This window comes from Sphingobium scionense (assembly GCF_014197035.1).
Taxonomy (GTDB): Bacteria; Pseudomonadota; Alphaproteobacteria; order Sphingomonadales; family Sphingomonadaceae; genus Sphingobium; species Sphingobium scionense.
Map to the genome: position 1 here is coordinate 137,730 of NZ_JACIEU010000010.1, position 22,244 is coordinate 159,973.

Annotated in this window: 20 protein-coding genes and 1 tRNA gene; 18 read left to right on the forward strand and 3 right to left on the reverse strand. The window is 65.8% G+C overall.

Annotation, left to right across the window (positions count from 1 at the left end):
* The first annotated feature begins 21 nt into the window (after window positions 1-21).
* From GGQ90_RS13575 to GGQ90_RS13620, 10 genes are all read left to right on the forward strand, one after another.
* Window positions 22-2,289 (forward strand): FdhF/YdeP family oxidoreductase, encoded by a 2,268-nt coding sequence (locus GGQ90_RS13575; RefSeq protein ID WP_188082625.1) that lies wholly within the window; start codon window positions 22-24, stop codon window positions 2,287-2,289.
* The gene (fdhD, locus tag GGQ90_RS13580) at window positions 2,286-3,065 is read left to right on the forward strand and encodes a formate dehydrogenase accessory sulfurtransferase FdhD (protein WP_188082626.1); all 780 of its coding nucleotides are present in this window, start codon (window positions 2,286-2,288) and stop codon (window positions 3,063-3,065) included. The genes GGQ90_RS13575 and fdhD overlap by 4 nt, the downstream gene beginning before the upstream one ends.
* A gap of 591 nt (window positions 3,066-3,656) precedes the next feature.
* A complete protein-coding gene (locus GGQ90_RS13585) occupies window positions 3,657-6,092 on the forward strand; it encodes a TonB-dependent receptor (RefSeq protein WP_188082627.1) in 2,436 nt (811 codons plus the stop codon).
* Between the two features lie 22 nt (window positions 6,093-6,114).
* Window positions 6,115-7,533 (forward strand): MFS transporter, encoded by a 1,419-nt coding sequence (locus tag GGQ90_RS13590; protein WP_188082628.1) that lies wholly within the window; start codon window positions 6,115-6,117, stop codon window positions 7,531-7,533.
* 31 nt (window positions 7,534-7,564) lie between these two features.
* Window positions 7,565-8,503 carry a TauD/TfdA dioxygenase family protein gene (locus GGQ90_RS13595; RefSeq protein WP_188082629.1) on the forward strand — a complete coding sequence of 313 codons (939 nt, stop codon included), beginning with the start codon at window positions 7,565-7,567 and terminating at the stop codon, window positions 8,501-8,503.
* A gap of 92 nt (window positions 8,504-8,595) precedes the next feature.
* Window positions 8,596-10,230 carry an arylsulfatase gene (locus tag GGQ90_RS13600; RefSeq protein WP_188082630.1) on the forward strand — a complete coding sequence of 545 codons (1,635 nt, stop codon included), beginning with the start codon at window positions 8,596-8,598 and terminating at the stop codon, window positions 10,228-10,230.
* Between the two features lie 152 nt (window positions 10,231-10,382).
* Entirely contained in the window at window positions 10,383-11,183 is an 801-nt protein-coding gene (gene lptB / locus GGQ90_RS13605; protein ID WP_188082631.1) for an LPS export ABC transporter ATP-binding protein, read from the forward strand.
* A gap of 45 nt (window positions 11,184-11,228) precedes the next feature.
* Window positions 11,229-12,746: an RNA polymerase factor sigma-54 gene (rpoN, locus tag GGQ90_RS13610; RefSeq protein ID WP_188082632.1), complete on the forward strand. Its 1,518-nt coding sequence runs from the start codon at window positions 11,229-11,231 to the stop codon at window positions 12,744-12,746.
* Between the two features lie 207 nt (window positions 12,747-12,953).
* Window positions 12,954-13,805, forward strand: coding sequence for a D-amino-acid transaminase (locus GGQ90_RS13615; RefSeq protein WP_188082633.1), 852 nt, complete (start codon window positions 12,954-12,956; stop codon window positions 13,803-13,805).
* A gap of 221 nt (window positions 13,806-14,026) precedes the next feature.
* Window positions 14,027-15,019 carry a helix-turn-helix domain-containing protein gene (locus tag GGQ90_RS13620; protein WP_188082634.1) on the forward strand — a complete coding sequence of 331 codons (993 nt, stop codon included), beginning with the start codon at window positions 14,027-14,029 and terminating at the stop codon, window positions 15,017-15,019.
* 14 nt (window positions 15,020-15,033) lie between these two features.
* Here the strand turns inward: GGQ90_RS13620 and GGQ90_RS13625 are convergent, their stop codons facing one another.
* Window positions 15,034-15,231, reverse strand: a complete 198-nt coding sequence (locus GGQ90_RS13625; protein WP_188082635.1) for a hypothetical protein — start codon at window positions 15,229-15,231, stop codon at window positions 15,034-15,036.
* 157 nt (window positions 15,232-15,388) lie between these two features.
* On the opposite strand from GGQ90_RS13625, the gene GGQ90_RS13630 reads away from it, so the two are divergent.
* From GGQ90_RS13630 to GGQ90_RS29025, 8 genes are all read left to right on the forward strand, one after another.
* A tRNA-Val gene (locus GGQ90_RS13630) sits at window positions 15,389-15,464 on the forward strand.
* A 147-nt stretch (window positions 15,465-15,611) separates the two neighbouring features.
* Window positions 15,612-15,791 (forward strand): hypothetical protein, encoded by a 180-nt coding sequence (locus GGQ90_RS13635; RefSeq protein WP_188082636.1) that lies wholly within the window; start codon window positions 15,612-15,614, stop codon window positions 15,789-15,791.
* 53 nt (window positions 15,792-15,844) lie between these two features.
* Complete coding sequence (locus GGQ90_RS13640) at window positions 15,845-16,072, forward strand: zinc-finger domain-containing protein (RefSeq protein WP_037518483.1); 228 nt, start codon at window positions 15,845-15,847, stop codon at window positions 16,070-16,072.
* A gap of 44 nt (window positions 16,073-16,116) precedes the next feature.
* Entirely contained in the window at window positions 16,117-17,559 is a 1,443-nt protein-coding gene (gene tldD / locus GGQ90_RS13645; RefSeq protein ID WP_188082637.1) for a metalloprotease TldD, read from the forward strand.
* Window positions 17,560-17,648: 89 nt separating this feature from the next.
* Window positions 17,649-18,224 (forward strand): DUF924 family protein, encoded by a 576-nt coding sequence (locus GGQ90_RS13650; protein ID WP_188082638.1) that lies wholly within the window; start codon window positions 17,649-17,651, stop codon window positions 18,222-18,224.
* Between the two features lie 156 nt (window positions 18,225-18,380).
* Window positions 18,381-18,719: a P-II family nitrogen regulator gene (locus GGQ90_RS13655; RefSeq protein WP_004209785.1), complete on the forward strand. Its 339-nt coding sequence runs from the start codon at window positions 18,381-18,383 to the stop codon at window positions 18,717-18,719.
* A gap of 13 nt (window positions 18,720-18,732) precedes the next feature.
* Window positions 18,733-20,079, forward strand: a complete 1,347-nt coding sequence (locus GGQ90_RS13660; protein ID WP_188082639.1) for an ammonium transporter — start codon at window positions 18,733-18,735, stop codon at window positions 20,077-20,079.
* Between the two features lie 187 nt (window positions 20,080-20,266).
* Window positions 20,267-20,590: a hypothetical protein gene (locus GGQ90_RS29025; protein WP_223178248.1), complete on the forward strand. Its 324-nt coding sequence runs from the start codon at window positions 20,267-20,269 to the stop codon at window positions 20,588-20,590.
* A 24-nt stretch (window positions 20,591-20,614) separates the two neighbouring features.
* Here the strand turns inward: GGQ90_RS29025 and GGQ90_RS13665 are convergent, their stop codons facing one another.
* Window positions 20,615-21,604, reverse strand: a complete 990-nt coding sequence (locus GGQ90_RS13665) for a phytoene/squalene synthase family protein (RefSeq protein WP_188082640.1) — start codon at window positions 21,602-21,604, stop codon at window positions 20,615-20,617.
* Between the two features lie 54 nt (window positions 21,605-21,658).
* Window positions 21,659-22,240 (reverse strand): LOG family protein, encoded by a 582-nt coding sequence (locus GGQ90_RS13670; RefSeq protein ID WP_010335596.1) that lies wholly within the window; start codon window positions 22,238-22,240, stop codon window positions 21,659-21,661.
* Window positions 22,241-22,244: the final 4 nt, after the last annotated feature.

The following is a 22,244-nucleotide window of genomic DNA, read 5'->3' on the forward strand; positions in this document are numbered from 1 at the left end:
GATGATGTGGGACAGACGACCATGGACAAATCCACCGAAGACCTGATCCCCGACACGGTGGAAGGCGTATCCAGCTATGACGGCCCGGCCGGCGGCTGGGGCGCGCTGCGCGCCGTCGCCAGAACCGTTGCCGAACAGATGCGCGCCAGCCCCGACACCCGCGCCCTGCTCCAGATGAACCAGCCCGACGGGTTCGACTGTCCCGGCTGCGCCTGGCCCGACCCCAAGCACACCTCTTCGTTCGAGTTCTGCGAGAATGGCGCCAAGGCCGTCACCTGGGAAGCGACGGTCAAGCGCGTCGATCCCGATTTCTTCGCCCGCCACAGCGTCAGCGAATTGTGGGACTGGACCGACCACAAACTCGAAGATGCCGGCCGCCTGACCGAGCCGCTGCGCTATGACGCGGCGACCGACCATTTCGTGCCGATCAGCTGGGACGAGGCCTTTGCCCGCGCCGGCGCCGCCTTGCAGGCGCTCGACCATGCCGATCAGGCGGAATTCTACTGCTCGGGCCGCGCGTCGAACGAAGCCGCCTTCCTCTACCAGCTCTTCGCGCGCGAGTTCGGCACCAACAATTTCCCCGACTGTTCGAACATGTGCCATGAAGCGACCAGTACCGGCCTCCCCAAGTCGATCGGCATCGGCAAGGGCACCGTGACGCTGGAGGATTTCGACCATGCCGATGCGATCTTCTGCATCGGCCATAATCCGGGCACCAACCATCCCCGCATGCTGAGCACGCTCGCCACCGCGTCCAAGCGCGGCGTGCCGATCATCGTCGCCAATCCGATGCGCGAGCGCGGGCTGGAACGCTTCAAATCGCCCCAGCATCCCACCGAAATGCTCTCGCCCGGCGCCACCCCGCTCGCCTCGGCCTATCATCAGGTGCGGATCGGCGGCGACATGGCGATGCTCAAGGGGATGATGAAGGCGCTGCTGGCGATCGAGGCACAGCAGCCCGGCACGCTCGATCACGGCTTCATCGCCCAGCATACCGAGGGCTTCGACGCCCTGCGCGCCGATATCGAAGCCACCGACTGGCCCTGGATCGAGCGCCTGTCCGGCCTCACCCGCGAGGCGATCGAGAGCATGACCCATGTCTATGCCAAGGCCGATCGGGTCATCATCTGCTATGGCATGGGCATCACCCAGCATCGCCACGGCACGCAGAATGTGCAGGCGCTCGCGAACCTGCTGCTGCTGCGCGGCAATTTCGGCAAGCCCGGCGCCGGCATCTGCCCGCTGCGCGGCCATAGCAATGTGCAGGGCGACCGCACCGTCGGCATCACCGAACTGCCGACCGAAGCGATGCTGCACCGGCTCGACGCCGCCTTTGCCATCCAGTCGCCGCGCAAACATGGCCATAATGCGGTCGAGGCGCTCGCCGCCATGCATGCCGGCGAATCCAAGGCGCTGATTGCGCTTGGCGGCAATCTCGCCGTTGCCATGCCCGATCCTGACGCCTGTTTCGCTGCCGTGCGCCACCTCGACCTGTCGGTCAACATCCTTACCAAATTCAACCGCACCTGCCTGCTGACCGCGCGCGAGACCCTGGTCCTGCCCTGCCTTGGCCGCACCGAACTGGATCTGCAGGCCGCCGGCCCGCAATGGGTGACGGTGGAGGACAGCATGTCGATGGTCCATGCCTCGCGCGGCAAGCTGAAGCCCCCCTCGCCCCATGTCCGGTCCGAACCGGCGATCGTCGCCGGCCTCGCCAAGGCCGCCATGCCCGCCAGCCGCACCGACTGGGACGGCATGGTCGCCGATTATGACCGCATCCGCGACGGGATCGAGGCGGTCTATCCCGATTTCCACGATTTCAACGTCCGGGTGCGCGAACCCGGCGGTTTCCGCCTGACCATCGGCCCCAGCGAGCGGATCTGGACCACGCCCAGCGGCAAGGCGCAGTTCATCACCCATCCGGCCGCGCCGGACGAGGGCGCGCTGCCGCTGCTGCTCACCACCATCCGCAGCCATGACCAGTATAATACGACCATCTACAGCTATGATGATCGCTATCGCGGCATCCATGGCCGGCGCGACATCATCTTCGCCAACGAGGTCGACCTGGCCGAGATGGGCCTTGCCCATGGCGACAAGGTGGACCTGACGACGCCGGCCGGGCGCGAATTGCGCGGCTTCACCATCGTCAGCCATGCTATCGCCCGCGGCTCACTCGCGGCCTATTATCCCGAGGCGAACAATCTCGTCCCGCTCGACGATTTTGATCCCGCCAGCGGCACGCCCGCCTATAAATCGATTCCCGTGACGGTGTGCGCTGCCCGATGACGGCTGACCGGCCCGTCCGCTTCACCCGCATCTCGCCGGACGGCGAGCGCGAAGACCTGACCCGCGCCGTCGCGGTCGAATGCCCGGTGGCGCTCGAATATAATGGCATCGGCTATGCCGTGCTGATGGCGACCCCGGCCGATCTCGACGATCTCGCGACCGGCTTCGCTTTGTCCGAACGGCTGATCGATCGCGCCGCCGACATCATCGACATCGACATCCATGAAGCGCCCCAGGGCCTGTTGCTGCGCATTCGGCTGCTCGCCGGGCGCCATGACCGCATCCTCGCCCGCGTCCGTCACCGCGTCGCAGAATCCTCCTGTGGCCTGTGCGGCATAGAGAATCTGGAGCAGGCGCTTCGCCCGCTGCCGCGCATCACCACGACCAGCCAGGCGAATGACGGCGCGCTGTTTCGTGCGCTCGACGCGCTCGACGCCCGCCAGCCGGTCAACCAGCGTACCGGCGCGCTGCATGCCGCCGCCCTCGCCGCGCCAGACGGCATGCTCCGCCTCGTGCGCGAGGATGTCGGGCGCCACAACGCGTTCGACAAGCTGATCGGCGCCATGGCCCGCGCCGGTCTCGGCTGGGACGGCGGCTTCGCCCTCCTCTCCTCGCGCTGCTCCTATGAGTTGGTGGAAAAGGCGGTCCTTGCCGACTGCCCGCTGCTGGTCACCGTCTCCGCCCCCACCAGCCTCGCCCTCGATCGCGCCGGCGATGCCGGCCTGCGCCTGGTCACCCTCGCCCGGCGCGACGCTATGCTGGCGCTCGCCGACTGATACCATAGCTCATAGGGGTCGACCCATGCTGGCACCGGTCGCCCTGTATCCGGGCAAACACGCCACGCAGCGCAATTTGGGCACGGCCAAGCAAAACTTGGTTGAGCATCGCACTCTATCTTATAAGTAGAGATTGCCTGAAACGGAGCGGACTGGTCCCCGCCCGGATGACGACATCGGCACCGGACCCGCGGCTTTTGATCGGGATGCAGCTTGCTCCGCGTCACCAACAGCTAAAGCGCACGATGCTCGGGCGACGACGCCAGCTTCGTGTTCCCCCCAACTGGAACGGGGAATGAAACGATGTGCCATCCACATAGACATTAGGGGCTGACGCCCGCCACGCTGCACGCTGCCTGTCAGCGTGCCTCCATCCGCCCGTCCACCGCCGATCATGCGCGCGGGAAAGGGGGATTGCATGCCCGTGGACCATCACGGCCGGCGCCCGTCACCGCGCCCAGCCTATTCCGTGTCGCTGCTGCAGGCGGCCGCCGCGCTCTACGGCCTCAGCGCCGTGCGCGACGATGCATTGCGCCCACAGCCCTGCGCCACGCGAAAACCAGACAAAAAATTCAGGGAGTAAGCCTCTTCATGTCCGATATTCTCGCGCCCAGCCGACCCCGGCACGGCCTTCTCTTGCGTCGTCTGCTGCTCACCGGCGTTGCTGCCGGCCTGCTGCCGACCACCGCCCACGCTGCCGACGAACCCGCTGCCGCTGCCGCCGCTCCTGCGCCCGAAGCGGCCCTGGATGAAGGCGATTATGGCGCGCCCATCCTCGTCACCGCCCGCCGCCGCGCCGAAAAGGCGCAGGACGTGCCGGTCGCCCTCTCCGTCGTCGGTGGCGACCTGTTCGAACAGCGCGGCAACTACACCCTCGCCGCCGTGCAGCAGGTCGCGCCCAGCCTCCAGCTGTTCAGCTTCAACCCCCGCAACACCAACATCAACATTCGCGGCCTCGGCTCCAACGTCGCACTGACCAATGACGGCCTCGAAAATGGCGTCGGCGTCTATATTGACGATGTCTATTATGGCCGCGTCGGCGCCAGCCAGTTCGACCTGGTCGACCTTGAACGGATCGAGGTGCTGCGCGGGCCGCAGGGCACGCTGTTCGGCAAGAACACCACCGCCGGCGCGATCAACATCACCACCCGCCAGCCGAGCTTCGATTTCGGCGGCCAGGTGGAAGCAACGCTGGGCGATTATGGCTTCCGCCAGCTGCGCGGCACGGTCACCGGTGGCCTCACCGACTGGGCGGCGGTGCGCGTCAGTATCGCCGACACCCATCGCGATGGCTTCCTGACCAATGTCTATAACGGCAAGAAAGTCCATGATTACGATAATTTCACCGCGCGCGGCCAGTTGCTGCTGACCCAGGGTGAAGGCTTCAGCCTGCGCCTGATCGGCGACTATTCGAAACAGACGCTCAATTGCTGCGTCCGCCTGCCCAGCACCGTCTTCACCACCTATGATGACGGCAACACGATCGCGAACAATTTCAACATCCGCGCCGCCCGTGCCGGCTACACGCCGCTGCCGACCGATCCCTTCGCTCGCAAGGTCGATGTCGACGGCCAGTTCCAGGCGAACATGAATCAGTGGGGCGTCTCGGGCAAGGCCGACTGGGATGTCGGCCCGGTCACGCTCAGCTCCATCACCGCCTATCGCGCCTGGAACTGGTATCCGCGCAACGACAGCGACGCGACCTCGCTCTCGGTCAACACGCTCAATCATCAGGAAAATAACCAGCGCCAGTTCAGCCAGGAATTTCGCGTCGCCTCCAATGGCGACACCCGCCTCTCCTATGTGCTGGGCGCCTATTATTTCTGGCAGATCATCAACGGGTCGGGCGCCGCCGGCTATGGCCCGGACGCGCCGCGCTGGCTCTTCCCCAATGCCGATCCGGTGGTCAGCAACGCCGCCCTCAATGGCTTCGTCGCCCGCTCCAGCTCCAACCCCGAGACGAAGAGCGCCGCGCTGTTCGGCCAGGCCAGCTATGCCATCATCCCCGACAGCCTCTCGCTGACGCTCGGCCTGCGCTACACCCATGAGAAGAAGCAGGGCAGCTACAGCCAGTGGTGGGCGGAAGGGAATGATCTTTCCAGCCTGACCGCCGCCCAGCGCACCGCCGCGATCGCGCTGCGCAACAGCCTCAACCCCGTCACCAGTTACTCGACCGGCTTCACCGACAACAGCCTCTCGGGCCTTGCCACCTTGTCCTACAAGGTGACGCCCGACGTGCTGGTCTATGCCACTTATTCGCGCGGCAACAAGTCGGGCGGCCTCAACCTCACCAACATCCCGGCCGGGGTCAGCCCCGATGTCGGCGGCGAGAAGGTCGACAATTACGAAGCGGGCGTGAAGAGCCAGTTCTGGGGCGGCAAGGCGACGCTCAACGCCGCCGCCTTCTGGACCAACATCTTCGACTATCAGACCGCGATCACCGAACAGATTGTCGGCACCAACAGCACCCGCAACTATATCACCAACATTCCCGAGGCCCGCGCGCGCGGCTTCGAGCTGGACGGTGCGCTGGCGCTCAGCCGCTATGTCAACCTGAACGCCTCGCTTGCCTACACCGACGCCTATTATGTCGACTTCAAGAACGGCCCGACCCCGGTCGAGGCGCTGAACCCGACCACCGGCGGCTCGGCGGTAACCGACCTCAGCGGCAAGCCCCTGTCGGGCGTGCCCGAATGGTCGTGGAGCGCGGGCGGCGACTTCGCCATTCCGCTCGGCACCACCAAATGGGGCGACGCGCAATTCTATGGCCGCGCCGACTATAGCTGGCGCTCCTCCTACTACACCGCCGTGTCGGACAGCCGCTACTCGCTGGTGCCCAGCTACGGCGTCGCCAATGCGCGCATCGGCGTGCGGCTGGACGATGGCCTGATCGACCTGTCGCTCTGGGCCAAGAACCTGTTCGACAAGGATTATGTCGACACGCTCTCGGTCGCGAACACCGGCCTCGTCACCGCCACCGTTGGCGATCCCCGCACCATCGGCGTCACGCTGCGCAGCAAATTCTGACCCCCAATACGGAGGCAAGATCATGGCTACCCTTCCCTACGCAGACTATCTGGATGACCGGACCCGGCAACGGGTCCGGCCGGAAGAACCCGCCCGCGTCGGGGAGGGGGAACCCTCGCGCCTGCGCCTCACCGGCTTCGCCTCGATCGCGGTGCCGATCGCCGGCGCCGGCCTGCCGCTCGCCTTGTTCGTGCCCCAGCTTTACGCCACCCAGTTCGGCCTCTCGCTGGCGACCATCGGCTTCATCTTCCTGCTGGGCCGCATCTGGGATGTCAGCGCCGATCCGCTGGTCGGCGCGCTCAGCGACCGCACCCGCAGCCGCTTCGGCCGGCGCCGCCCGTGGATCGCCGCCGGCGGGCTGTTGTTCGGCCTGTCCTCGGCCCTGCTCTTCTTCCCGCCCGCCGCGCTGGTGACGCCCGCCTATCTCGGCGCCGCCCTCTTCTTCTTCTATCTCGGCTGGTCGATGATCGAGATCCCGGCCTCCGCCTGGGCCGGCGAGCTGTCGCGCCATTATCATGGCCGCACCCGCGTGGTCAGCTATCAGGCGCTGCTGCGCGCCATCGGCCTGCTCGCCGTGCTGGTGCTGCCGACCATCCTAGACCAGGTCGAACCGGGCAATGGCACGCTGAAGCTCCAGCTGGTCGGCGGCTTCATCATCGCCACGCTCATCCCCAGCCTGGCCCTCACCCTCTTTTCCGTGCCCGAACCGCCGGTGCCCGCCACCCCGCCGGTCCGCCAGAGCTTCTGGCGCGCCACCAGCGTCATCTTCTCCGACCGACTGCTGCTGCGCGTCCTCGCCTCCGACGCGGTGGTCACCGCCGGCCAGTCGATCCGCGCCAGCCTGATCGTCTTCTTCGCCGTCTGGTATATGGGCCTGCCCGCCTGGGCGAGCGGCCTCTATCTGCTCCAGTTCGTCTTCGGCGTCGCCGCCGCGCCGATCTGGCTGCGCATCGGCACCCGCATCGGCAAGCGCCAGGCGGCGATCTGCGGCGAAATCGCCCAGGCCGCGATCAATATCGGCCTGCTCTTCGTTTTCCCCGGCGGCCTGCCGCTGCTGCTCGCCCTCACCATCGCCCAGGGGCTGACCCAGGGGTCGGGCAACCTCATGCTGCGCGCCATGGTTGCCGACGTGTCGGACGCCCACCGGCTGCGCACCGGCCATGACCGCACCGGCCTCTTCTTCTCGGTCTTCGCCCTCTCGGCCAAGCTCGGCCCGGCGATCGGCATCGGCATCGCTTTGCCGCTCATCGCCTGGCTCGGCTTTGCCGCCGGCCCGCACAATGATCCCACCGCGCTCGAAGGATTGAAGACCGTCTTCGCCCTCGGTCCGGCCCTGGCCCACATCATCGCCACCCTCATCATCTGGCGCTTCCCGCTCGACGAAGCCGCCCATGCCGAAATCCGCCGCGCCCTCGACCAGCGCGACGCGATCCCCGCCTGACCGTCCACGCATAATTTCAAGGAGACCTGCCATGACCATATTGACCCAGAGCTTCCTCAACGCCGCCGATGCCGACGGTCCGCTCGATATCGTTCCCGTCGCCGGCCGCATCGGCGCGGAGATTCGCGGCGTTGCGCTGGGCGGCGACCTCGACGATGCCACCATCGCCGCGATCCGCGCCGCGCTCGTCCGTCACAAGGTGATCTTCTTCCGGCAGCAGCATCATCTCGACGATGCCGGCCAGGAAGCCTTTGCCGAACGCTTCGGCAAGCCCGTCGCCCACCCGACCGTGCCGGTCGTGCCCGGCTCCAAATATCTGCTGGAGCTGGATTCGAAGGAAGGCCGCGCCGCATCGAGCTGGCACACCGACGTCACCTTCGTTCCCGCCTATCCCGAATCCTCGATCCTGCGCGCCATCGTCATCCCGCAGGCCGGCGGCGACACGCTCTGGGCCAATACGGCGGCCGCCTATGAGGAACTGCCCGAACCGCTGCGTCAACTCGCCAACAGCCTGTGGGCGGTCCATTCCAACCTCTACGACTATGCCTCGGTCGTCACCAACGCGAACGAGGAAGCGGTGAAGCGCTATCGCGAAGTCTTCGCCTCGACCGTCTATGAAACCGAACATCCGCTGGTCCATGTCCATCCCGAAAGCGGCGAGCGCTCGCTGATCCTGGGCCATTTCTTCAAGCAGTTCGTCGGCCTCAGCCAGGCCGACAGCCAGCGCCTGTTCGCCACCTTCCAGGACGCCGTGACCCGGCCGGAAAACACCGTGCGCTGGCGCTGGCAGCCGGGCGACGTCGCCATCTGGGACAATCGCGCCACCCAGCATCGCGCCATCGCCGATTTCGGCACCCAGCATCGCCAGCTCCGCCGCGCCACCATCGCCGGCACCGTCCCGGTCTCGATCGACGGCCGCAACAGCCGCATCATCAAGAAGGAAGATGGCAAGATTGCCGAAGCCGCCTGAGCAGGGCTTGCTCACCCCCTTACCCTGACCCTGACCTTCGGCACACTGGGCCGCGTTCCATTCGGACGCGGCCCCTTTTCACGGAAGACCCCATGAAGCTCCGCACTGTCCTTGCCAGCCTGGCGCTGGCCACCGCCCTCACCACGCCCGCGGCGGCGCAGGAAAAGCGTCCCAATTTCCTGGTGATCGTCGCCGACGACCTGGGCTATTCCGATCTCGGCGCCTTTGGCAGCGAGATATCCACCCCCAATCTCGACCGGCTCGCTTTGTCGGGCGTGCGCCTGACCGGCTTCCACACCGCGCCGACCTGCTCGCCGACCCGCTCTATGCTGTTGTCGGGCACCGACAATCATCGCGCCGGCCTTGGCACCATGGCGGAAATGCAGGCCCCCAATCAGGTCGGCAAGCCCGGCCATGAAGGCTATCTGCGCACCGACATCGCTGCCCTGCCCGAAGTCCTGACCGCCGGCGGCTACCGCACCCTCTTTTCGGGCAAATGGCATCTCGGCCTCACACCCGAGCAGGATCCCCATGCGCGCGGTTTCCAGCACAGCTTCGCGCTGCTGCAGGGGGCGGGCAATCATTATGGCACCGACATTTCGGCCACGCCCAAGCCCGGCTTCACCACCTATCGGGAGGATGGCCGCACGCTCGAAAGCCTGCCCAAGGATTATTATTCCTCCGACGCCTTCGCCACCAAGCTGATCGACCAGATCAAGACGACGAAGGACGACAAGCCCTTCTTCGCCTATCTCGCCTTCACCGCGCCGCACTGGCCGCTGCAGGCTCCGGCCGAAACCATCGCCAAATATCAGGGCCGCTATGAGGCGGGCTATGAAGCGCTGCGCGCCGAGCGGCTCAAGAAGCAGGTCGCGCTCGGCCTGGTCCCGGCCAGCGCCGCCCAGCACCCCCTCGAAAACAGCAAGCCCTGGGCGCAGTTGACCCCGGACGAGAAGAAGACCGCGTCGCGGACGATGGAAATCTATGCCGCGATGGTCGACCGGCTCGACCAGAATGTCGGCCGGGTGATCGATGCGCTCAAGGCCAGCGGCGAGTATGACAATACCGTCATCCTCTTCCTCGCCGACAATGGCGCCGAGGGGATGGATCTGGTCCATGCCCGCAATCCCCGCTTCCGCGCCCGCGCCGAAGCCGCCGACAACAGCTATGACAATCTCGGCAAGGACAGCAGCTATATCAGCTATGGTCCGGGCTGGGCGCAGGCGGCGACCACCCCCTCCTGGCTCTACAAGGCGTTCGCGACCGAGGGCGGCACCCGCACCACCGCCTTCCTCTCCGGCCCGGCCGTCAAGAAGCCCGGCAGCATCGCCCATGACTATCTCAATGTCATGGACGTCGCCCCCACCCTGATCGACCTTGCCGGCATCGCCCCGCCCAAGGGGACGTTCCAGGGCCGCACCGTCCAGCCGATCCGAGGCACCAGCTGGGCGCCCTGGCTTGCCGGCACGGCGCCGACGGTCCATCCCGCCAGCGAGGCGATCGGCACCGAATTGTTCGGCTCGCGCGCGCTGCGTCAGGGCGACTGGAAGATCACGGATGCCGGCGATGGCCAATGGCATCTGTTCAACATCGCCGCCGATCCGGGCGAAACCACGGACCTGTCCACCCGCGAACCGGCGCGCCGCGCGGCGCTGGAAAAGGCGTGGGACGCCTATGCCAGCGATGTCGGCGTCGTCCTGCCCAACCCGCGCATCATGGTGGAATGACCCGCGCATGAGGGGGATGGCGCACCCATCCCCCTCTTCTTCATCGCATTTTCCCCTTGCCCCGGCGGCGATCCCATGCACAAAGCTTGCCAATTGCCGCGGGCGGACCCATGTCCGCCGCACCCCGATCTGGCGGCGCAAGGATTGAAGTGATGGACGATGTGACGATCCAGGACAGGGCCGCCCAGGAAAGGGCCGCCTCCGCGCGACCGCTCGCCCCGCAGGAAGTGGGCGAGGGCCTGTCCGTCATCTCGATCGCGAAAAGCTATGACAAGCGCGTCGTCCTGTCCGACGTGTCGCTGACCGTGGGCAAGGGCGAGGTCGTCGGCCTGCTCGGCCCCAATGGCGCGGGCAAGACGACCTGCTTCTATTCGGTCATGGGCCTCGTCCGTCCCGACCAGGGCCGCATCATCCTCGACGGCCAGGATATTACCGGCCTGCCCATGTATCGCCGCGCGATCCTGGGCCTGGGCTATCTGCCGCAGGAAACCTCGATCTTCCGGGGCCTGACCGTCGCCCAGAATATCGGCGCCGTGCTGGAAATGGCCGAGCCGGACAAGGCCGCCCGCGCCGCCAAGCTGGAACAGCTGCTCGACGAATTCGGCCTCACCCGTTTGCGCGATTCCGCCGCCATGGCGCTATCGGGCGGTGAACGGCGCCGCTGCGAAATCGCCCGTGCGCTTGCCGCCGATCCCTCGATCGTGCTGCTCGACGAGCCGTTCGCCGGCATCGATCCGCTGTCGATCTCGGACATTCGCGACCTGGTGAAACAGCTCAAGACACGCGGCATCGGCGTCCTCATCACCGACCATAATGTGCGCGAGACGCTGGAAATCGTCGACCGCGCCTGCATCATCTACAGCGGCCAGGTGCTGTTCGCCGGCAGCCCGACCGAACTGGTCGCTCACCCCGATGTCCGTCGCCTCTATCTGGGCGAGAATTTCCAGCTCTGACATGGCCAGCCGGTACGCCCTCGCTGATGCAGGACGGCCCGGCTGATGGCGCTGGGGCCACGCCTCGACATCCGCCAGAGCCAGTCTCTGGTGATGACGCCGCAGCTCCAGCAGGCGATCAAGCTGCTGGCGCTGTCCAACCTGGAAATCGAATCCTTCGTCGCGGGTGAACTGGAAAAGAACCCGCTGCTTGAACAGGGCGCCGCCGATGACGGCGGCCGTGAAGGCAGCGGCGTCGACCGTGAGGTGGAGGCGCCGACATTGGCCGCCGAAACCGGCGCCAGCGACGATCTGATCGCCCAGGGGCTGGGCAGCGCCGACAGTCCGCTCGACGTCGATCATGGCGCGGAAACCTTCATCGACGATGGCCCGGCCGACCGCATGGCCGCGGGCAGCGGCTCTGGCTCGCTCGACATGCTCGGCGGCGGCAGCGGCTCGGGCGAAGCGGTCGATTTCGACAGTTTCGCCAATGCCGCGCCCAGCCTGCAGGAACATCTGATGGACCAGGCCCGCAGCACGCTGTCGGACATGGACCTGCTGATCGCCACCCAGTTGATCGGCCAGATCAGCGAAGCGGGCTATCTGGAGGCCAATCTGCTCCAGACCGCCCATGGCCTGGGCGTGCCGCTCTTTGCGGTGGAGGGCGTGCTGGAAGTTATCCACAGCTTCGATCCCACCGGCGTCGGCGCCCGTTCGCTCGCCGAATGCCTCGCCCTTCAGGCGAAGGAGGCGAACCGCTACGATCCCTGCATCCAGCGGCTGCTCGCCAATCTCGACCTTCTGGCCAAGGGCGCCCTGCCCCAGTTGCGCCGCATCTGCGGCGTCGATGAAGAGGATCTGGCCGACATGATCCGCGAACTGCGCGGCTATGATCCCAAGCCCGGCCTGCGCTTCGCCAGCGACAGCGCCACGCCGGTCACGCCCGACCTGTTCGTCAGCCGCACCCGCGAGGGCTGGGGCATAGAGGTCAACAGTGCCACCCTGCCGCGCGTGCTGGTCAACCGCACCTATTATGTCGAACTGGCGAGCGGCCCGCAGGACAAGGCAAGCAAGGCCTGGCTGGCCGACTGCCTTGCCAGCGCCAACTGGCTGGTCAAGGCGCTCGACCAGCGACAGAAGACGATCATCAAGGTCGCGAGCGAGATCGTCCGCCAGCAGGAGGATTTCTTCCGCAACGGCGTCGCCTATCTGAAGCCCCTGACCCTGCGCGCGGTCGCCGACGCGATCGAGATGCATGAATCGACCGTCAGCCGCGTCACCTCGAACAAATATCTCTCCTGCCCGCGCGGCCTCTACGAACTCAAATATTTCTTCACCAGCGGTGTCGCGGCGGCGGATGGCGACGGCGCCGTCTCGGCCGAGGCGGTGAAGAGCCATATCAAGACGCTGATCGGCGCGGAGGAGGCCCATGCCATCCTCTCCGACGACACATTGGTCGACCTGCTGCGCGCCAAGGGCATGGACATCGCCCGCCGCACCGTCGCCAAATATCGCGAATCCATGGGCATCGGCTCCTCGGTCCAGCGCCGCCGGCAAAAGGCGCTCAAGGGCAAGGCTGCCTGAGCCTGTCCTACAGCGGCCCTTTCCTCTATCATCGGGACCGGCTTCGCTTCACTTTTCGATAGGATCAAGCCAGCGCAAGATAATGTCACGATGTGCGGGAAATATGCGAAGTTAAGCGGCGCAAATCCTATTCCGCTGCCTTGACCCCGGCCGTCGCGGCGGCAAAAGCGGCGGCGTAAATCATCAGACCAAGGATCGCCCGCCGCCATGTCCGTCGCCTATCTCAACGGCCAGTATCTGCCGCTCGAAGACGTCCGCATCTCCCCGCTCGATCGCGGCTTCCTGTTCGCCGACGGCATTTATGAAGTGGCGGCCGTGATCGATGGCCGGCTGGTCGACAGCGCCAGCCATCTCGCCCGGCTGGAACGCTCCTGCACCGAAATCGGCATCGCCCTGCCGCTGACCTTGGACGAGATCGAGGCGGCACAAAAGGCACTCGTCGCCCATAACGGCCTTGGCGAGGGCCTCGTCTATCTGCAGATCACCCGCGGCGCCGATGTCACCCGCGACTTCATCCCGCCCGCCGGGCTGCAGCCGACGCTGTTCATGTTCGTCCAGGACAAGAGCTTCCTCGACGTGCCCGCCGCCAAAACCGGTGTCGCGGTCGCCACCATGGCCGACCTGCGCTGGGCGCGGCGCGACATCAAGAGCGTCGGCCTGCTCGCCCAGGCGATGGCCAAGATGGCGGCCAAGGAAGCCGGCGCGCAGGAAGCCTGGATGATCGAGGATGGCTTCATCACCGAAGGCGCCTCCTCCACCGCCTTCATCGTCACCGACGAAGGCATCGTCACCCGCCCCTACAGCCAGTCGGTGCTGGCCGGCTGTACCGGCGCGGCGCTGACGGCCCTTGCGGAAGAAAGCGGCATCGCCGTCATCCGCCGCCCCTTCACCCTCGCCGAGGCGCTCGCGGCCAAGGAAGCCTTCATGACCAGCGCCTCGACATTCTGTCTTTCGATCGTCAGGATCGACGGCCAGCCGGTCGGTGACGGCACCCCCGGCCCGGTCGCGACCCGGCTGCGCGAACTCTATATCGACTTCGCCCGCCGCACTGCGGTGTGACCTGCGGCGAAATGACTCCATTTCGGATCGAATAGGACGAACAGGGCGCCTGCACCCAGCCGGCGCCCCGTTCTCTTCCACCCTCCGGCCGATAACCGTGCCGCGTGACGGCCATCACGACAGACCCGTGCAATTGCGCCATTATGGAGTCAGCCCAGGCTGCACTCGGCGGGCAAGCGACTAAGCTTTGGAACATAACAGGCACGGGAGATTACGTGGTGATGGCCGATCCCTTCTCGACCGATCATGATAGTCCCTTCGCCGCGCCAGACGATCGGCGTGGGCTTCTGATCGTGGCGGACGGGGCATGGATCGACGATGCCGATAGCTTGGCGAATGCCGCCGGCCTGCGCCTGCTCGGCACCGTGCCGCTCGATCAGGCCGCCGCCCGGCTCGACATGCAGGTCGGGTGCGACGTCGTCCTGCTGCTCTGCCGCCAGCCCGATCCGTTGCTTGAACGGCTGATCGTCCAGGTCGAAACCATCGCGATCCAGAGCCGCATGGCGGTCGTGCTGCTCGCGGGGATCGATACGCTCGACATGGCCTATGCCTGCATGCGCAGTCCGCAGACCCAATTGCTGTGCAACCCCGACACTGGCGACATCGCTGCCGCCCTGATCGCCGCCGCACACAGCGATGCCCTGCCCCATAATCTGCACGATGCCACCCACGAAAGCGACGGCAACCGGCTACAACGGCTGAGCGAGGAGGTCAGTCGCCTCGCCCGCACGATCGAGGCCTTGACCGATCGCCCGCGCCCCGCGCGCCCCTCGTTCGAAATGCCGGCCCGCATCGCCGATCGCCAGGGCAGCTATGCCGCCATGCCCGCCATGGCCCCGATCGGCGCGACAACCACCGTGCTGGATGCCTCCCCCGTTACAGCCGCCCAGGTGCGCGACCTGCTGCGCGCGCGCCGGCTGCGCGCCGATTTCCTGCCCGGTGACCTGTTCGCCGATCCGGCGTGGGACATGATGCTCGACCTGCTCGCCGCGCGACTGGAACAGGCCCATGTTTCGGTATCCAGCCTGTGTATTGCCTCGGCCGTGCCGCCGACCACGGCGCTGCGCTGGATTCGCACGCTCACCGACAAGGCCCTGGTCGAACGCCGCGCCGATCCGCATGACGGCCGCCGCATCTTCATCGCGCTGGCCGATGACGCGGCCGAACAACTGACCCGCTGGTTCGGCGCCAGCCGTCGCTATCTGAATGCCTGATTCTATTGCCAGCCTTATTCGCTGATCAGCGTCAACGCACTGAACGTCAGGATAAGCCCCATGGCGTAGGCCAGATATTTGGTTTGTCGCCAGCGATCGCGGTCTGCCAGCCAGCGCTCATCATCGACCGGCCCGTCCGACCGCTCGAACTCCGCATTCTGTGATGCAACATAGTCGACGATCCGGGTCCAGATATTCGATTTCCGTTTCATCATCCCTGCTCCGCCAGTGGATCAGATAGGGCAAATATGGGGCATGGGGTCAAGGCGCTGCCGCCAAAGCCACGGCTTTTTCTCGAACCAACGCCATGGCCCGAAAACCGATCTTGACCGCTGCCCAAAATCCCCTAGAAGCGCCCGCACCCCATGGGGGCGATTAGCTCAGTTGGTAGAGCGTCTCGTTTACACCGAGAATGTCGGCGGTTCGAGCCCGTCATCGCCCACCAGTTTTGCGGTTTGAGAAAATGTCCGGGGGACATTTTCCCGCAAAACTACCGAGCGACAGCCGGTCTGGCCACCCCGGCAAAACCAGCCCCACTCCGCACCCGTAACATTCATCCTGCAGCAAGCATGGTTCCGGCATCCTGCCTGCCATGCCGATCAGCTTCTTCCTTGGCGGCTCCGTCGCGCCGATCCTGCTGATGCTGTCGCCCTTCGCGGTGATGGCGGTCGGCAATTGCGCCGACTGGCAACCCACGACGAAGACGGTCAACCTCACCAAGGCATCCGACCGTGCTGCAGGCTGCACCCAGCCCCGCTTTGCGTTGATGTAATCACGCGCAACGGATATTGCGGCGCAGCGCCGCCGCTGCTAATTCCGCCTCCCATGATCCAGCCGCCCGAAATCATCCGAGTCACCAAGTCCCGCGTCTCCTGCGACGGTTCGGGTGACATTCCCGCCGCCCTTGGCCATCCGCGCGTCTTCCTGGAAATCGACGAGCATGGCTATGTCGATTGCGGCTATTGTGATCGCCGCTTCGTGCTGGCTGGCGGCGTCGCCGACAATGCCGATCTCGGCAACAAGCCGGACATCGCTTCGGGCGCCAGCCTTTAAAATTTCCATTGGGCATCCGTCATGCCGCGCCTATATCGGGCGGCATGACCGATCTCGCTTCGCAATTCACTGATGCCCGCGGCCTGCTTTATCGTCCGGGCCTGCTCGATCCCGATGGCGCCCGGCGCCTGACCGCCGATGCCCTCAAGGCCTGCGACGATGGCGAGCTATACCTCCAGTATCGCGCCAGCGAGAGCTTCGGCTTCGACGACGGCCGCCTCAAGACCGCCGACTATTCGACCGATGCCGGCTTCGGCCTGCGCGGCGTTTCGGGCGAGATGACCGGCTTTGCCCATGCCAACGATCTCAGCGAAGCGGCAATCCGCAAGGCGGCGCAGACGCTGACCCTGCTCGATCCGGCCAAGGGCCAGCCCGCCCCGCCGCCCCAGCGCACCAATCGCCACCTATATACCGACGCCAATCCGCTGGAGCTGGTGCCCTTCGCCGAGAAGGTGACCCTGTGCGCCGCGATCGATGCCGCCGCCCGCGCCCGCGACCCGCGCGTCGCCCAGGTCTCGGTCAGCCTCGCCGGCAGCTGGTCGGCGATCGAAATCGTCCGCGCCGACGGCTTCACCGCCAGCGACATCCGCCCGCTCGTCCGCCTCAACGTCTCGGTCATCCTCGAAGAAAATGGCCGGCGCGAAACCGGCGTGTTCGGCATTGGCGGCCGCTATCTCTACGATCAGGTGATGGACCCCAGCATCTGGAACCGCGCCATCGACGAGGCGCTGGCCCAGGCGCAGGTCAATCTCCGCTCGGTCGCCGCGCCTGCCGGCGAAATGACCGTGCTGCTCGGCCCCGGCTGGCCGGGCGTGCTGGTCCATGAAGCGATCGGCCATGGCCTGGAAGGCGATTTCAACCGCAAGGGCACCAGCGCCTTTTCCGGCCGCATCGGCCAGCGCGTCGCCGCGCCGGGCGTCACCGTGGTCGACGATGGCAGCATCCTCGATCGCCGCGGATCGCTGTCGATCGACGATGAAGGCACGCCGACCCAGGAAAATATCCTGATCGAGGATGGCATCCTCAAGGGCTATATGCAGGATCGCCTCAACGCCCGGCTGATGGGCGTCGCGCCGACCGGCAATGGCCGCCGCGAATCCTATGCCCATGCGCCGATGCCGCGCATGACCAACACTTTCATCAAGGGCGGTCAGGACGATCCGGAAGAGCTGCTGTCGCGCGTCAAGTCGGGCATCTTCGCCAAGAGCTTCGGCGGCGGCCAGGTCGACATCGTCTCGGGCAAGTTCGTCTTCTCCTGCACCGAAGCCTATAAGGTCGAGAACGGCAAGATCGGCGATCCGATCAAGGGCGCGACCCTGATCGGCGACGGCCCGACCGCGCTGACCAAGGTGATCGGCATCGGCCATGACTGGGCACTCGACGAAGGTATCGGCATGTGCGGCAAGGGCGGGCAGAGCGTGCCCGCCGGCGTCGGCCAGCCGACGCTGCTGATGGATGGCCTTACCGTCGGCGGCACCGCCGCCTGACCCGCGTCATCCCGTGGCAGCGCGGCGACCTGACGCAACGCTGCCACGGGCCGAGGAACCTCCGGCCTTTTCCAGCACTTGTTAAGGTCATGAACATGCTGACCGACAGCCATGACGCCGTGACCGCCGACTGGGCGGCGGCCCTGCTCGACTTCTGGTTCAACCAGGTGGGCGAAACGGGCTGGTACAGCCATGATCCGGCGCTCGACCAGCATTGCATCGACCGTTTCGCCGTTCTGTGGAGCGAAAAGCGGACGCTTCCGCCGGAAAACTTCCTCGACCGCGCCGACGATGCGCTGGCCGCGGTGCTGCTGTTCGACCAGCTGCCCCGCAACATGTTCCGCGCTCAGGCCCAGGCCTTTGCCACCGACCCGATCGCCCGTGAGGTGGCGCGCGGCGCCATTGCTCTGGGCTATGACATCCAGATCGGCGGCGCCGGCCGGCTCTTCTTCTACATGCCCTTCCAGCATAGCGAGGATCTGGCCGATCAGGAATTGTCGCTCACCCTGTTCGAAGGGGCCGGCGACGCCCGGTCGCTCGATTTTGCCCGCCAGCATCATGCAACCATCGCGCGCTTCGGCCGTTTCCCCCATCGCAACGCTGCCCTTGGCCGCACTACCCTGCCCGCCGAGGCAGCAGCGGTTGCCGAAGGATCGCAATGGTAGGCGAGAACATGCCTATTTTTTAGGCATGGCTGTGCATCTGCACATTTTTTCGGCGCCGCAACAATCTCCCCTAGTGGAAATCCCGCGTTAATGCGTCATTAGAAAATTGGCACGCCTCTTGCTGGTATGTCGCCGCACACCAAATAAGGGGGCGACATGAAACTTGTCATGGCTATCATCAAGCCGTTCAAGCTTGACGATGTCCGCGAGGCTCTTTCCTCGCTTGGCATCGCCGGTATGACGGTCAGCGAAGTGAAGGGCTTTGGTCGCCAGAAGGGCCAGACCGAAATCTATCGCGGCGCCGAATATTCCACCAACATGGTTCCCAAGATCAAGATCGAGGTGGTCTGCGACGACGACCTCGCGCCGCGCGTGGTGGAAGCGACGCAGGCCGCCGCCAATTCGGGCGCCATCGGCGATGGCAAGATCTTCGTCCTCGATGTCGGCCAGGCCGTGCGCATCCGCACCGGCGAGACCGGCGAAACCGCGCTGTAAGAAGGGGGGAATAATGACCTTTTCGAAGAAACTCTGCGGCGCGCTGGGGGCCACCGGCCTTTCGCTGTTCGCCGCACTGCCCGCCTGGGCACAGGACGCGGCCGCGCCGGCCGCGACCGTGGACAAGGGCGACGTCGCCTGGATGATGACCTCCACCATCCTGGTGCTGGCGATGATCCTGCCGGGCCTGGCCCTGTTCTACGGCGGTCTCGTCCGCAGCAAGAACATGCTGTCGGTGATGACGCAGATCGGCGCCGCCGCCTGCCTCGCCATGCTGATCTGGGTCATGTACGGCTATTCGATGGCCTTCGGCCCCGATTATACCAGCGGCCTCTCCAACTTCATCTCGACCTTCGACAAGGCGTTCCTGAAGGGCATCACGCCCGCTTCGCAGGCCGCGACCTTCACCGCCGGCGTCGAGATCCCTGAATATGTCTTCGTCTCCTTCCAGATGACCTTCGCCGCGATCACGGTCGCGCTGGTGCTGGGTTCGGTGGTCGAACGCATCAAATTCTCGGCCGTGATGGTGTTTGCCGCCGTCTGGCTGACGATCGTCTATTTCCCGATCGCGCACATGGTCTGGGCCGCTTCGGGCTATTTCTTCAAGGCCGGCGCGCTCGATTTCGCGGGCGGCACCGTGGTCCACATCAACGCCGGCGTCTCGGCGCTGGTGGCCTGCATCATCCTGGGCAAGCGTATCGGCTATCCCAAGGAACCGATGGCCCCGCACAGCCTGACGCTGACCGCCGTCGGCACCGGCCTGCTGTGGGTCGGCTGGTTCGGCTTCAACGCCGGTTCGGCACTCGAAGCCAATGGCTCGGCCGCCCTCGCCATGATCAACACCTTCGTCGCCACCGCATCGGCCGGTCTGTTCTGGATGCTGGCTGAAAAGGTCAATGGCCACAAGGCATCGGCTCTGGGCTTCTGCTCGGGCATCATCGCCGGCCTCGTCGCCATCACCCCGGCCGCCGGCAACTCCGGTCCGTTCGGTGCGATCGTCCTGGGCGCTGTTGCCTCGATCGTCTGCTTCTATGCCGTCACCGTGCTCAAGCCCAAGCTTGGCTATGACGACAGCCTGGACGCCTTCGGCATCCACGGCATCGGCGGCATGATCGGCGCCATCGGCACTGCGATCGTCTATTCGCCGGCCCTCGGCGGCCCCGGCGCGGCGGACTATGAAATCGGCGCCAAGCTGCTCGTCCAGATCGAAGCGGTCGTCGTGACCATCATCTGGGCCTCGATCGGCACCGCCATCGCCATCTTCATCGCCAAGGCCATCACCGGCCTGCGGGTCAGCCAGGAGGTCGAATATGAAGGCCTCGACCTCGGCGAGCATGGCGAGCGCGCCTACAATTACTGAGATTGGCAGGGCGGCCCATCCCACGGGCCAGGGCCGCCCGCCTCACCTTGTTCCTCCTGCGAACATGCCTTGGGGCCGGTGTGAAAACACCGGCCCTATTTTTATCCACAGGGCAGGCAGCGGGTCGAGTTCAATGGGCCAGGTACGACCATTTGCAGACATGCTTCATCCAGCGCATGATAGGCTCATGCCGGTTGCCCTTATCATCCCGCCATTGTTTACAATTGGCCTTGGCATGTTGCTGGGCGGGGTTTTTGGGCCAGCTTACCCTTTGCGGTGGTGGATACTGCGCCTGGGGCTCATCCCAATGCTTTGCTTCGGGGCGGCCGCCTATATTGCCGTTTATCCGACGCCAATTCCCACGAATTACGATCCAAATGTTCACGGAAATCCCGGCCGTAGCGATTTCGCCGCCATGTTGGTCTGGGGATTTGTTTTTCCCAGTGCATATCTCTTGGCAGCTGTACCAGTCTCGCTCGCCTATGCCATTTGGCGTCGACGTAAACCTTAGCGGACGTTCCGCTCACCACCCCAATCAAACAGTCGGTCGCGTCCACAACCCGGCAGCCCGCGCCACCCCCGCCGGCCAGCGCCGCGCCCGGCCCGGCACCTGCCGGCCCGCGCGGATCACCCAGCCCAGCTTCTCGCGCCCCGGCGTCACCACGCGATGGTCCCAGGCATGCTCGCCCCGCCGCGCCACTTCGCGCGCGATGTCGCCATAGATGCCCGCCGCCGCCAGCACCGCCCAGGCCGCCCGTGCCGGCAGCGCGCCAGTGCCATGGCGCGCACTATCCTCATAGGCGGCCGCCATGTCGGCCAGCCGCCGGCCCAATATCGCCAGCTGCGGCCGCAGCCAGGGCTTCATATGCTCGCCGGGCGGCATGTCCATTTCCACCAGCCATTCGACCGGCAGGTAACAGCGATCGGCCAGTTCATCCTCGCTGATGTCGCGGGCGATATTGGCGAGCTGGAAGGCGATGCCCAGGTCGCAGGCGCGGTCCAGCGTCGCCTCGTCATCGGGATCGACGCCCATCAGCACCGCCATCATGCAGCCGACGGCGCCCGCGACATGATAGCAATAGCGCAGCATGTCCGCCTCACTGCGCGGCCGCCAGTCGCGCGCGTCGAGCGCAAATCCCTCCAGCAGGTCATGGGCATAGCGGTGCGGGATCGCGCATTCGCGCATGACGACGCCAAAGCCGTCAAAGGCCGGGTCGCCGGTCGGCTCGCCACGCAGCGCCGCATCGGTCAGCACCCGCAGCGTCGACAGCCGCGCCTGCCCGTCGGCGACGCCGGTCATCGTCCCGCCATGGTCCTGCCCATCGGCGATATCGTCGCATTTGCGGCACCAGGCATAGAGCAGCCAGGCCCGCTCGCGCGTCTCCCGGTCGAACAGCTTCGACGCCATGGCAAAACTCCTGGACCCTCGCGCGATGCTGTCGCGGGCATGGGCGACCAGGGCGGGGCGATTCCATTCTCCCCTCCCGCCTGCGGGAGGGGCCGGGGGAGGGCCTGTTAAGTCCATGAAGCGGACATGCCCTCCCCTCACCCCTCCCGCAAGCGGGAGGGGAATATTATTTCAGAGCCGCGCGGCCTTCATCGCGAAGATCGTCTCATGCGGCTGATAGGCAGCCATCTGGTCCAGCAGCCCTTCGATGCTGTCATCATGGATCATGATGCCGGCATGCTGCGGCCGGATGAAGCCGGCTTCCACCATCTGCCGGTTGAAGCCGATCAGCTGGTCATAGAAGCCCGCGACATTGAGCAGGCCGACCGGCTTGTTATGATAGCCCAGCTGCGCCCAGCTGATCGCTTCCCACAGCTCGTCCATCGTGCCGACGCCGCCCGGAATAGTGACGAAGCCGTCCGACAGGTCGGTGAAGAACTGCTTGCGCTGGTGCATGGTCTGGACGACGTGCAATTCAGTGCAGCCGCGATGCGCCACTTCGGCGCCGACCAGCGCCTCGGGGATCACGCCGATCACCTCGCCGCCCGCCTCCAGCGCCGCGTCCGCCACCGCGCCCATCAGGCCCAGCCGTCCGCCGCCATAGACGACGCCGATGCCGCGCTGTGCCAAAGTGCGGCCGACATGGCGCGCCGCGTCGATATAGGTGAGGTCGGCCGGCGTCGCCGAACCGCAATAAACAGCCAGTCTTTTCATCATC